Raw genomic sequence first — 12,090 nt, forward strand, 5'->3', positions numbered from 1 at the left:
GAATGCAGAAGTGCTGCATTCCTTTTTCATTGCTGCGCACTAAATCGTCATTTTACTGGTCAGCCAAGATGGTAGTATAAGTATCAAAACTTTTATATACCCTTGTTTCTTTTAGTTTTCCGTTTCTGTAAATTTCTACTTTCTGGATATTTCCTGATTTTTTATCTCTGTACAAGATTTCTTTTAATCTTTTATTACCATCAAAAGATTCTGTTTTGACATCCCTGCCATCTTCCCTGTAATGTATTGCCTTCAGGTCTCCGTTCGTTTTGTAAGAATAAGTTTTCGAATTATAAAAGTTTCCTTCTTTTACTGTACTACCCTCTACAGTGAATTCAAAAGTATACTTTCCTTCCATTAGTAATTGCTGGTGATCGTCGTAAATATAATAGTAAGCACCATTTACCGGGGTTCTCAATTCAAATCGCTCTTCTAATTCCGGGTTGCTGCAGGGACGATGTGTCATAATCTCTTCTCTTCTGAAAACAGCTGTATCCTGCTGTGATACCCATAGTGTATCCGCTTCCGAAGAACCACTCTTATATTTTATTTTTGAAATAATGCTGCTCTGCTTATGTTCTGCATTATCAAAGGAACAGCTCATACAACAAATACTTAAAACAAAGAGAAACAGTTTATATCCTGATGTCATATATACCGATACATATTGCTTTGGTGACATATCTTATGTTTTAAATAACTCTTAATCGTTCTTCTTCCAGATCGATCTGATACAGTTGCTGACGGATGATCTCTTCATTTACTGCCGGATCTTTATTTAATTCCGTAAGAAACTGACGCTGACTTTCGAGCAGTTCGTAGAAAATGGCTTTTGTCCTTTCATTCATCCAGCTGTCGTCAGCGGCTTTCGTCTTTTCTTCCCAATGTTTCATAATGAGATCCATACCTGCATGCCCTTTCAATTCATTATCATATTTGTGCTTTAGAAACTGATAGGTATGTTGTTTAAGATCCTGCTTCATTTTTTGCCTGGCTGAAATTTCTTTTTCCTCATTTATAAATCCTCCGAATGCCCCGGTTCTTTCTATAAAGTACGGAAGAGTAAGTCCTTGAACGACAAGAGTAAGCAATATAACTACGAACGTAATAAATAAGATCAGATTACGATAGGGGAATGCTTCACCGTTGTCAAAAGCAACAGGTATGGACAATGCAGCTGCCAGGGAAACTACACCACGCATTCCTGTCCATCCTAATAATAACGGCATCAGTAACTGCCTTTTTCTGGAAGATGCACGGGGAACGACATTGCGGCGAAATATATAAGTTGCCATCATAGCTGCATAAGCACTAATGATGCGTGCGGCAACAAGTACAAGCGTTACCAATACTCCATATCCGATAGCTGTACTTAAAGGGATTCCTTTGGAGCGTAAACCTTCTACGATCTCAGGAAGTTCAAGCCCTATGATAAAGAACACAATACCATTGAGGATGAACACAAAGCTTTCCCATACGCTGTAACCTCTGATACGGCTGGTGCTGTTGAGGAATATCAACCTTCTGGCAGACATATACAATCCGCCACATACGACAGCCATCACTCCCGAACTGTGTACCTGCTCAGCTATCCAATACATTATATAAGGCTCTATGAGGGTAAGAGTGATGTCAGATGCGGCGTCAGTTGGAAGGAGTTTGTGCGCCTTTACAAATAGCCAGCCCAGTAAGAGTCCTATACCTGCACCGCCAACTACCATCCATAGAAAACTAAGCGTTGCTTGCTGCCATATAAATTGTCCGGTACCTACTGTAACTAATGCAAAGCGGAATATAATTAATGAAGAAGCATCATTCAGCAGACTTTCTCCTTCCAATACTGCGGATGTTGATTTGGGAATCTTTACAAATTTTGTGATGGCTCCTGTACTCACAGCATCGGGAGGTGATACGATACCACCTAACAGAAATCCAAGCGCAATCGTGAAGCCGGGAATAAAGTAATTAGCAGCTAAAGCTACAGACAGTGCAGTGAAAAAGACAACAAGAAAAGCAAAGCTGCCAATGATGCGCCACCATTTTTTCATTTCTTTAAATGATATAGACCACGAGGCTTCAAACAGGAGCGGGGGGAGGAATATAAAGAAAATAAGATCGGGATTAATTCTTACTACCGGTAATCCCGGTATAAAACTGATCAGTAGTCCGCCAATAACCAGAAGTATGGGGTAAGCAATTTTAAGTCTGGTAGCCCACATATTCAGTAATACAATGATGGCTATCATAGCCAAAATAAGAGGGAAGAAAGTATGCATCGGATTCGTTGGCTTCTTTTTTAAGTTGAAATATTTTTACATCAGTACATCATTGATGGGCTGTATAGGTTTTGGAATATCCATTTCTCCGAGCATCTGCAACATATCAATTTCTATAGTTCTGCAGATAGAAAGCATGGGGATATCCGTACCTAAACCTTCAAAGGGATTTTCGGAATAGTCCCCAATCAATTCCATCAGCACATAGATCCAGCCTACAATTGTTCCGAAAGGTATCATCAACCAGACTCCTGCATCTCCCAGTTTTGAAAATTCTGCTACGATCCCCAAGGGCAGGAGCAATATAAAAATACAGTTGAAAATAAAGCTCAGATTGGCATATTGTCTGGGTATCGGAAATTTTTTAATCCGTTCAGCTCTTCCCTGATGATCGTAAAAGTCAGCAAGCACTTTCTGCAGATCCAGTTGTTTACGCATATGCAAGACCGACTGTTCTTCCAATACTGCCAGTTGCTGCGATTGCAGGTTGATAAGCTGGGTTGCTTTGTTTGCGGCAATATGGAGTTCCTGATCATCAAAAAAATAATTTTGTTTCTGTGTTTCGTTCAGATAATCCTTGTACAAACCAACTCCGCCACTTTCCTGACGTTTCCGGGCTATTTTACCAAAATGTCCCCGAAGGCTTACATGTTCCCATTGGGTTGGAACAAGTAATTGCTCCCGAAGAGTATACAGCCATGCAATATGGCGATAGATAAGCTGTTTTTTTAGCTGACTGATCTCATTCGGTGTAAACTGTGCATCTGTACTGTTGCATACAAAAGCATTTACCATCGTTCCCCAGCTTCTGCTGCTGTTGACGATTGCACCCCATATTTTTCGCGCTTCCCACACCCGGTCGTAAGACTGGTTGTTTTTGAAGCCTATATAAAAGGCCAATGCGGTACCGACTAATGATACAGGCAGCCAGGGAATAGAAATCCAGTGCCATCCGGCTACTTTATAAAGAATGGATATCAGAACCATATAACTCACCAGCCACCAGAGGTGATGACCTGCGAATTTGAAAATAGCGGTAAGACTAAGCGTTTTTCTTACAATCATGAATTTAAGTGTGATTTATACCCAAATATAAAATATTTCATGAATTATTTGTGTAAACTGGAGGTTAAGATATAAAGGAAGAATGTAAGGATATATTTTATTTTATCGATCTTCTTAACTAAAATATGGTTAGAAGTACGAAAAATGATATTGAATAGGCGTAAACTTATAAATTGTTATATGAATTTCTGATTGGTTGATAACAGCTACAGATAAGTATAATTCATGCAGAAGAAAAAAGAGATTTTTGTGAATTATTGATGTGAAAGAGGCTCTTTAAAGAAGATCTTTGACAGTTCCTGTGTTAGAAAATCTCCTTTCAGATCTTTTGCAATGACGGTTCCGTCAGGAGCAATCAGAAAATTTGCAGGGATGGAAGTTATACCGTATTTCTGATACACTTCGCTATTATTTCCGTTTAAATCCGATACCTGCGTCCATAGAAGTTTATCTTTAGTAATTGCTTCTGTCCATTTTTGTTTGTCTGTATCAATGGATACACTTAGAATAGTAAAATTGCGAGTTTTATAGTGTTCATAAATGCGGAGAAGACTAGGATGCTCATCTCTGCAAGGTCCGCACCAAGAAGCCCAAAAATCTAAAAGAACATATTTTCCCTTGAATTCTGATAACGTGATTGTATTACCATTTACGTCTTTCATGGAAAAATCAAAGGCTTTCATTCCAGGTACTAATTTCTTTTTTGCCTTAATCCGTTCTCGAATTATTGCAGCATATTCTGTCTGTTTTAAGCTGTCTATCAGTATATTATAGGCTTCTTCTACTTTAAAAATGTAGGTGTTAATTCGCGATAAGTCATAAAGCATGTCAAGGCTTACGTATGAGTTCGGATTCATTTTAGCAAATTCCAGTTTATTATCTGCCTCTTCGTAATATAATTTTTCAAGTTCTCTTTTGTTGTAATTGACCAATGCAGTATCTTTTTTCTCTGACTCGGTAAATTGATCCGGATCCTTTATGAGTCTCTTTTTTTGTTTCAGTTGTGCTTGTTGATTTTGAAATTGTTGTAATGTTTCGTTTAATGTTGTTCCGCTGACTACAGCTCCTGTGAGGGTATCCGGACTATTTATTTCAATCTTCCCCGGCTCTAAAAATAAATGTATGCTTTCCGTGATAAAATAAGCATAAGCAGGATTTTGATTTCGGGAAATGTATGCTTTTGTCGGATATTTAACAGAGCCTGTAAACGTGAATTTGTGACGCGATGCAGTTGTACTCTTCTGTATAAATTTGCCATTTTCCTTGTACGAGAGAAACAGGGAGTCGCCTTCTCTTATTTTTTGACCGTAACCCGTAATTGTAAATGTTCCTTGTCCGTAAACCGATATATAGCAAACAATAAATAAGAAGATAGTCAATAATTTATATAATTGTTTCATATCAGTATTGTTTGAAAATGGTAGTTATATTTAAGTTTTAGTAGCCTGTATAGTTTTTTGCTAAGCAGGTTATAATTTATATTGATTGCATGAATTTTTAGACAATATAATATACGTATTTTATTATCCATAGTATTAGATAAAGTAAATAAAAGAACTTTTTTGTCGGAATCTACCCCTCATGTTGTCGTTTTTACATACTATAGCATTTGAAAATGTTTCCCAATTTTGTATTGTTACTAAATAGTAAGACTAAACTTGAAAAGGTTATGATAAATTTACTTTACGAAAGAAACCTTATTGTAATATACCTAATCACAATCATTATGACTATGGCATCTTCATCACACGGACAACAAATTAAACCAACAGACAGTGGTTATGCCGCTGCCAACGGAACTAAAGTATATTATGAAATATATGGCGAGGGCAGACCTGTAATTTTGCTTCATGGCGCCTATATGACTATTGATTTGAATTGGGGTCAATTAATTCCGGAGCTTTCCAGGACAAGAAAAGTCATTGCTCTTGAATTGCAGGGACATGGTCATACCCCGTTTTCAGATAGAATTTTATCCCGTGCTGCATTAGCAAGCGATGTGGAAGGAATATTGGATTACCTTAAGATTGAAAGTGCGGATGTCGTAGGTTACAGTTTTGGGGGTTCAGTAGCTTATCAGTTTGCCATACAAAGCCCGAAACGACTTAAAAAATTAGTAATTATCTCTTCCACTTATAAAAGCAGTGGCTGGATGCCGGAAGTGACTAATGCATTTAAAGGTTTGAAACCCGAATTATTTACTAATTCGCCTTTGCAAACTGCATATGAAGCAGTAGCACCCGACAAAACAAAATGGACAAAATTTCTGGAACAGATGATGGCTTCAGCCCGAGAACCTTACGATTTGGGCGACGATAATATAGCGAGAATAACTTCTCCCGTCTTACTGATCGCGGGTGACAATGATGGACTGGATAAGATTGAATTGGTAAAAACTTATCAACTGCTGGGCGGAGCTGTCTGTGCTGATTTTGGAGAATTACCCCCATCACAATTGGCGATTGTACCTTCGCAGGGGCACAGAAGCCTGATGATGCAAACACAAACAATATTAAGCTATTTGAATAGTTTTTTACAGTAGGGAACGCTTCAGATTGGAGTCTGTAATTGCTTTCTATATTTTTGGGATCAAAAATAGGAAGGATACTGCATAAAAAAACCTTCATCGAAAGATGAAGGTTTTTGCGGAGAGTGAGGGATTCGAACCCCCGGACCTGTGACAGTCAACAGTTTTCAAGACTGCCGCATTCGACCACTCTGCCAACTCTCCGCGACAAAAGTAGAAATATTCATTTGTTCTGCAAAACTTATTTTTTATACCCTTGAAAATGAGCTTAATATTTTATTTAAGTGCCTTTAAAGGGGCTTAAGGATGTAAAATTTCATGTGAATGCTTCTTAATATTGGCTGCTAGCTTCTCCAGGGGCAAGTCGTCTGAATCAATTCCGAATGGATCTTCAATAGATTCAGCAATCAATTCCAGCGAAGCCAGTACGTAGAATACAAAAGGAACCGCTGCAATAACAAAATAACCTATAGAAAACACATAGCCTACAGGGAGCGTAAATACATAGAATACGATAAACTTCTTGATAAATGAGCTATATGATTGGGGAATAGGCGTATTTTTAATCCGTTCACATGCCCCACAGATATTCGTCAGCGATTGCAGTTCGTCATTCAGGATAATAAATTGTTCACCTGATAGGATGCCTGATTTATAGAGATTAGTTACTTTTTTGAAAATCAATGCAGCCAGTTGATTTGGTGCATGTTTTTTCAGGTCCAGATTTCCCAGTTCCGGATGTTCCTTATCATCCAGCATATATGTTGTGTAATCTGATCGCAGGAAAGATTGTGTCAGTTCAGCGTAGAGAGGGATTGCTTTTCTGAAGAATGAGCGGTTTATATGGTCATCTTCCGGCAGGAATGCGTTCATTTTATAGGCCAGCGTACGGCTTATATTTGTTAATGTGCCCCATTGTTTACGGGCTTCCCACCATCTGTCGTAAGCCGTATTCGTGCGGAACACGAGAAGCAACGATAATGCAAAACCCAATAAACTGTGTACAATCGTAATATTTTTGATCCAGCTCTTATCCGACAACCTGAGATATTCAAGTTCCAGATAAGCAATACCTCCTGAAAAAACAGCAGCTAAAAGCAGGTAGGGCAGGAGTTTGCGGACGGTGTCCGACTTGTGGAGGTAAAAGGTGGCTTTGAACCATTCTTTAGGATTATACACTTGCATTGGACAAATATAATTTGTTCAAATTTAATTTGAAAGTATCCGTGTAATGCATTAATTTCAGGGCATGGCGAAAATGGCTGTGAAGAGGGTAGCACCATCCAAAAAGGTGGTAAAGGATGACAGAAAAGTATATCTTATATGGAGTATCGTCATTCCTGTTATCATTGTGTTGCTTGCTGTAAGTTGGCATTATCGTTCAGGAATCCGTTATTATATCAGGGAAGTTGTTTCTGGTAAGGAGCAGAATGGATGGAAAGATGCGAAATACGACATTCGTAATGTCGAACTCATGAGTAAGCATGATGATAAGATATTTGGGATAGATATCAGTCAATATCAGGGTGATATAGATTGGGTACAAGTCAATACAATCAATGACAAATTTCCAGTAGATTTTATTTTTATCCGGGCGACTATGGGAGAATCCGGGGTGGATTCTAAATTTAAAACAAACTGGAAAAGAGCAAATTCCAGAGCCAAGATCAGAGGAGCTTATCATTATTTCAGACCAAATGAAAATTCATTAAAACAAGCCCGGAATTTTGTGAAGACAGTTCACCTGAAAGCAGGAGATCTGCCGCCGGTGCTGGATATTGAGGAGATGCCTGTCAATCAGTCTATGGACAGTCTGCGTACAGGATTGAAGCGCTGGCTTGGATTTGTAGAAGCTCATTACGGAATCAAGCCTATTCTGTATTCAGGAGATAAGTTTTTTACAGACTTTCTGGAGAAGGAATTTTCAGATCATGTCATCTGGATTGCAAATTATAACTTCTGGATAGATGATCTGAAGGATCACTGGGATTTTTGGCAATTTTCTGAAAAGGGATCCGTTCGGGGCATAAAAGGTAATGTAGATTTAAATATCTATAATGGCGATATCGAAAACCTGGAAGCACTGGCTATACCGTACCGCAACTGATATCTCCATAACTAAAACCATACTATCTGGTTTTAAAATTTTCAAACAATAAGAGCATCTTGGTTTTTAAACTTCACTTACCAATGAAAAAAATAACACTCATATTCATGTTTCTGATGTCCGTATTCAGCCATAGCAGTATAGCAGATGCTGCTCAGCAGGACAGTATGGCATTATCTGTTGAGCAATTTGCGAGAGCAGCGGATCAACATCTGATCATCGATACCCGGAAGGCGGATGATTTTCTGAAGGGCTTTGTTTCTAAAAGTATTAATATTGGTTGGGAAGGGCCATTCGATAGCTGGATGACTAAAGTTGTAGCCAATAAGGATACAAAGCTTCTTCTTGTTATAGAGTTGGGACAGGAGAAACTGATTGTAGATAAACTACATGCCCTTGGATATACGAATGTCATAGGCTATCTTAAAGGAGGATTAGAATCATGGACAGAAGCGCATAAACCGGTTGAACGGATTGGCAGTGTGACCGCTACTCAGGCGCTGGAGCATATGCAGAAAACAGAGTATGTATATATAGATGTACGGACAGCTCCTGAATATGCGAAAGGCCATGTAGAAACGTCACTTCATATTCCTTTAAATACATCGGATTTTCACGTGGATACAGATCCGCAAAAAACCTATCTGCTACAATGTCAGTCCGGCTACAGAAGTAGTCTGGCGGCATCATTATTGTACGCTAAGGGTATACATAATGTTCTCAATGTAGAAGGCGGTTACAGAGCTGTTTCTGCAGTGAAAGATACGGAACAGAAATAAGATTTAGGTATATGGCAACATTTAATGAAATATTACAAAAGCACAGGCTGGCGCTGATCGATTTTTCAGCGACCTGGTGCGGTCCTTGTCAGCAATTGGCTCCTATTTTGGAAGACGTCAAAAAACATTATGGGGAAGATCTTTCCATAATCAAAATTGATGTGGATAAAAATCAGTCACTTGCCTCGAATTATAAAGTGCAGGGAGTTCCCACACTTATACTTTTTAAAGACGGAGAGCAGGTGTGGAGACAATCCGGACTACTCATGAAAAACAATCTCGTGCAAGTCATTGATCAATATCGTTAAAAGTACAAATTGACAGGATTTTTCGGAAATATCCGGGAAGCGAAGCATTAAAAAAGGATCAGATTTGATTGAATATAATTTTCAAATCTGATCCTTTTTGTCTAAAGTATAAATGACTTTAATATTAAAGATCGGTTTAGGACTTTCAGACATTTTTAATCTTCATAATCCTGATCGGAAGACAAAGGAAGTCTGGTGACAAGAAGTTTGTCTATCCGGTTACCGTCCATATCCAGTACTTCAAATTCAAGATTTTTATAAACGACCTTATCACCTTCTTCGGGTACACGATCCAGTAAAAAGAATACCAGACCTGCAACAGTAGTGATATTGCGGATTTCTTCTTCATCTTTTTCGGATAGTCCCACTTCCAGACTTTCCATGAAATCGTCCAGCTGATAGCGTCCGTCAATAAGGAATGAACCATCTTCACGTTTGCGGATTTTGCTGTTTTCAATATTATTCAAATCCTCAAAATCTCCTACAAGACCCGTTAAGATGTCTTTTAAAGTGATAATTCCCTGAGGAATACCATATTCGTCAATCACGATGGCCTGAGCTGCTTTTGAATTTCTAAACGATTCAAGCACAGAGAGTGCACCGCTATTTTCATTGATATATGGAATAGGAGTGATAAGAGCAGATAGGTCAGTTTCTTCATTATTAAGATACTGCTGAAGTAATGTTTTGACATGCACTACACCTTTTATCTGGTCAAAATTACCATCACAGACAGGATATACAGTATGTTGAGTAGCAGTAATTACTTTCTTGTTCTCTTCAAAAGAATCCTGAAGATCCAGGTAATCGATCTTACTTCGGTGAACCATCAGGTTGATTGCTTTTTTATCACCGATGGCAAGAAGGCGGTCTACGATATCATGTTCTATATTGTCGATAATACCACTATCGACACCCTCATCTACCAATGCTTTTATTTCTTCCTCAGTAACGGCATTTTTGCTGACTTTAATGTTCAGTAATCTGACCAGGAAATCTGTAGAAATACTTAAAAACCATACGAAAGGCTTCATGATCTTACTCAGAAAGTGCATAGGGAAAGCGATCAGCGTCGCATAGCGCTCCGGTATGGCCATTCCGATCCGTTTAGGAACCAGTTCACCAATGACCAATGAAAGATAAGTGATAATGATAACGACGACTATAACAGACAGTTGCTGGCTATAAGGTGCAAAAAACGGGATCAGTTGAAGTTTGGTGTCTATAAATGTAGAAATCGTTCCTCCACTGAAAAAACCTGTCAGAATACCGATAAGAGTAATACCGATCTGTACAGTAGAAAGAAATTGATTAGGGTGTTCTTTGAGGTCTAGCGCGATTTTTGCAGCCGGGTTTTTCTTGTCACTCTCCGCTTGTAGGCGAGCTTTTCTGCTCGATACAATAGCTATTTCGGAAGCCGATAAAATACCGTTTAGAAGGATCAGGATAAGTATTACTATAATTTCTGTTAGCATAGAAGATTTGAAAATTACTCCAATTTACTGAAAATATCAGATTTGAGGAAGAACGAAGTGATAAAAAGAAAAAAGGAGTTGATTACAACTCCTTTCTTAATCTTGCGACAGGTATATTTAATGCTTCCCTGTACTTGGCTACTGTACGGCGGGCGATAGAATAACCTTTTTCTTTTAGAATATCAGTCAGTTTTTCATCTGCTAAAGGTTTTCGTTTATCTTCATTCGAGATACATTCTTCCAGAATTTTCTTGACTTCTTTATTGGAAACCTCTTCACCTGAATCGGTTTGTATAGCTTCAGAGAAAAACGATTTAAGTAAGAAAGTGCCGAATTCTGTCTGTACATATTTGGAATTAGCCACACGCGAAACAGTTGAAATATCCATTTCTATACGATCTGCTATGTCTTTAAGGATCATAGGTTTAAGCATGCGGTCATCGCCCGTCAGGAAATATTCGTATTGATATTCCATAATCGCATTCATTGTTTTTAACAATGTCTGCTGACGCTGTTTAATGGCATCGATAAACCACTTTGCCGAATCCAGTTTTTGTTTCACAAATTGTACTGCTTCCTTCATCTTCTTATCCGTTTTTTCGACTTTCTCATAATGTTCAAACATCTCCTGATAAGATCTGGAAACCCGTAATTCCGGTGCATTCCGGCCGTTTAAGGTCAGGTGAAGAACACCATCATTATTGCTGATATGAAAGTCGGGGATAATGTGAAGCTGTTTTCCGGCTGCAGCTCCTGAATCTCCCGGTTTAGGATTTAATTTAAGGATCTCCTGAATGATATTTTTAAGCTCTTCTGAGTTAAGACCCAATGCTTTTTCAAGCTTATCATAGTGTTTCTTTGTGAACTCTTCCAGGTAATTCTGAACAACAAGAATAGCTTTTTTAACAGCTTCATTATCGTTGTTTTTCTTTTTTAATTGTATAAGAAGGCACTCCTGAAGATCTCTCGCTCCAATGCCGGCAGGTTCAAAATCCTGTACGATTTTCAGCATTTCGAGTACTTCCTCTTCTTCAGCAATCACATTCTGCGAAAAGGCAAGATCATCGATAAGCGATAGAATAGGTCTGCGAAGATATCCGTCGTCATCAAGACTGCCAATAATCTGCTGACCAATCAGAAAATTCTTATCATCTAAAGCCAGTAAGTCCAGTTGGTTCTGAAGACTTTCAAAGAATGAACTTTGAATAGCAATAGGCATTTCTTTGCGATCTTCTTCGTCGTCTCCTCCGTAAGAATTACCATAATCATTGAAATCATCATCCTGAATATATTCGTCCACACTGAACTCTTCATCGAACGAATTATCTTCACCTTCATACTGTTCATCAGGGTCTTTATCCGGATATTCCTGTACAGGTTCGTTCATGTTGATCAAACTCCCGTCTTCTAATGCCGGGTTTTCTTCAAGTTCTTCTTTGATACGGGCATCTAATGAAACAGTAGGTACCTGCAACAGCTTAATAAACTGAATCTGCTGTGGCGAAAGTTTTTGTAAAAGTTTCTGTTGTAAAGTTTGCTTCAACATGTTTTCT

General features: G+C 38.5%; 11 protein-coding genes and 1 tRNA gene. 4 read left to right on the top strand and 8 right to left on the bottom strand.

What is annotated here, in order from left to right:
- Positions 1 to 52 precede the first annotated feature (52 nt).
- The 4 genes from I6J02_RS15440 to I6J02_RS15455 all read right to left on the bottom strand — a co-directional run bounded on the left by I6J02_RS15440 (position 53) and on the right by I6J02_RS15455 (position 4,741).
- Positions 53 to 604, bottom strand: coding sequence for a hypothetical protein (locus tag I6J02_RS15440; RefSeq protein WP_236582011.1), 552 nt, complete (start codon positions 602 to 604; stop codon positions 53 to 55).
- Positions 605 to 692: 88 nt separating this feature from the next.
- Positions 693 to 2,246 carry a Na+/H+ antiporter gene (locus I6J02_RS15445; protein WP_317191823.1) on the bottom strand — a complete coding sequence of 518 codons (1,554 nt, stop codon included), beginning with the start codon at positions 2,244 to 2,246 and terminating at the stop codon, positions 693 to 695.
- Positions 2,247 to 2,312: 66 nt separating this feature from the next.
- A complete protein-coding gene (locus I6J02_RS15450) occupies positions 2,313 to 3,341 on the bottom strand; it encodes a bestrophin family protein (protein ID WP_201678734.1) in 1,029 nt (342 codons plus the stop codon).
- A gap of 254 nt (positions 3,342 to 3,595) precedes the next feature.
- Positions 3,596 to 4,741: a TlpA disulfide reductase family protein gene (locus I6J02_RS15455; RefSeq protein WP_201678735.1), complete on the bottom strand. Its 1,146-nt coding sequence runs from the start codon at positions 4,739 to 4,741 to the stop codon at positions 3,596 to 3,598.
- A 332-nt stretch (positions 4,742 to 5,073) separates the two neighbouring features.
- Between I6J02_RS15455 and I6J02_RS15460 the strand changes: the two genes are divergently transcribed.
- Positions 5,074 to 5,883: an alpha/beta fold hydrolase gene (locus I6J02_RS15460; RefSeq protein ID WP_236582013.1), complete on the top strand. Its 810-nt coding sequence runs from the start codon at positions 5,074 to 5,076 to the stop codon at positions 5,881 to 5,883.
- 104 nt (positions 5,884 to 5,987) lie between these two features.
- On the opposite strand, the gene I6J02_RS15465 is transcribed toward I6J02_RS15460, so the two are convergent.
- A tRNA-Ser gene (locus tag I6J02_RS15465) sits at positions 5,988 to 6,072 on the bottom strand.
- Positions 6,073 to 6,168: 96 nt separating this feature from the next.
- Positions 6,169 to 7,053 (bottom strand): bestrophin family protein, encoded by an 885-nt coding sequence (locus I6J02_RS15470; RefSeq protein WP_201678737.1) that lies wholly within the window; start codon positions 7,051 to 7,053, stop codon positions 6,169 to 6,171.
- Between the two features lie 64 nt (positions 7,054 to 7,117).
- Between I6J02_RS15470 and I6J02_RS15475 the strand changes: the two genes are divergently transcribed.
- The 3 genes from I6J02_RS15475 (at position 7,118) to trxA (ending at position 9,062) form a co-directional block, all read left to right on the top strand.
- Positions 7,118 to 7,975 (top strand): glycoside hydrolase family 25 protein, encoded by an 858-nt coding sequence (locus I6J02_RS15475; RefSeq protein ID WP_201678738.1) that lies wholly within the window; start codon positions 7,118 to 7,120, stop codon positions 7,973 to 7,975.
- Between the two features lie 83 nt (positions 7,976 to 8,058).
- Positions 8,059 to 8,754 carry a rhodanese-like domain-containing protein gene (locus I6J02_RS15480; RefSeq protein ID WP_201678739.1) on the top strand — a complete coding sequence of 232 codons (696 nt, stop codon included), beginning with the start codon at positions 8,059 to 8,061 and terminating at the stop codon, positions 8,752 to 8,754.
- Between the two features lie 11 nt (positions 8,755 to 8,765).
- On the top strand, positions 8,766 to 9,062 hold the full coding sequence (gene trxA / locus I6J02_RS15485) for a thioredoxin (protein ID WP_201678740.1): 297 nt from the start codon (positions 8,766 to 8,768) through the stop codon (positions 9,060 to 9,062).
- A gap of 155 nt (positions 9,063 to 9,217) precedes the next feature.
- On the opposite strand, the gene I6J02_RS15490 is transcribed toward trxA, so the two are convergent.
- Complete coding sequence (locus I6J02_RS15490) at positions 9,218 to 10,537, bottom strand: hemolysin family protein (RefSeq protein ID WP_201678741.1); 1,320 nt, start codon at positions 10,535 to 10,537, stop codon at positions 9,218 to 9,220.
- Between the two features lie 82 nt (positions 10,538 to 10,619).
- The gene (rpoN, locus tag I6J02_RS15495; protein WP_115169077.1) at positions 10,620 to 12,083 is read right to left on the bottom strand and encodes an RNA polymerase factor sigma-54; all 1,464 of its coding nucleotides are present in this window, start codon (positions 12,081 to 12,083) and stop codon (positions 10,620 to 10,622) included.
- Positions 12,084 to 12,090 lie beyond the last annotated feature (7 nt).

Source organism: Sphingobacterium spiritivorum, from assembly GCF_016725325.1.
Lineage (GTDB): Bacteria > Bacteroidota > Bacteroidia > Sphingobacteriales > Sphingobacteriaceae > Sphingobacterium.

Excerpts from the sequence above, each read along its gene's own strand:
- I6J02_RS15455 (WP_201678735.1), bottom strand. The coding sequence starts at position 4,741 with ATGAAACAATTATATAAATTATTGACTATCTTCTTATTTATTGTTTGC.
- rpoN (WP_115169077.1), bottom strand. The coding sequence starts at position 12,083 with ATGTTGAAGCAAACTTTACAACAGAAACTTTTACAAAAACTTTCGCCA.
- I6J02_RS15460 (WP_236582013.1), top strand. The coding sequence starts at position 5,074 with ATGGCATCTTCATCACACGGACAACAAATTAAACCAACAGACAGTGGT.
- I6J02_RS15475 (WP_201678738.1), top strand. The coding sequence starts at position 7,118 with ATGGCGAAAATGGCTGTGAAGAGGGTAGCACCATCCAAAAAGGTGGTA.
- I6J02_RS15490 (WP_201678741.1), bottom strand. The coding sequence starts at position 10,537 with ATGCTAACAGAAATTATAGTAATACTTATCCTGATCCTTCTAAACGGT.
- I6J02_RS15470 (WP_201678737.1), bottom strand. The coding sequence starts at position 7,053 with ATGCAAGTGTATAATCCTAAAGAATGGTTCAAAGCCACCTTTTACCTC.
- I6J02_RS15480 (WP_201678739.1), top strand. The coding sequence starts at position 8,059 with ATGAAAAAAATAACACTCATATTCATGTTTCTGATGTCCGTATTCAGC.
- I6J02_RS15450 (WP_201678734.1), bottom strand. The coding sequence starts at position 3,341 with ATGATTGTAAGAAAAACGCTTAGTCTTACCGCTATTTTCAAATTCGCA.
- I6J02_RS15445 (WP_317191823.1), bottom strand. The coding sequence starts at position 2,246 with ATGATAGCCATCATTGTATTACTGAATATGTGGGCTACCAGACTTAAA.
- I6J02_RS15440 (WP_236582011.1), bottom strand. The coding sequence starts at position 604 with ATGAGCTGTTCCTTTGATAATGCAGAACATAAGCAGAGCAGCATTATT.
- trxA (WP_201678740.1), top strand. The coding sequence starts at position 8,766 with ATGGCAACATTTAATGAAATATTACAAAAGCACAGGCTGGCGCTGATC.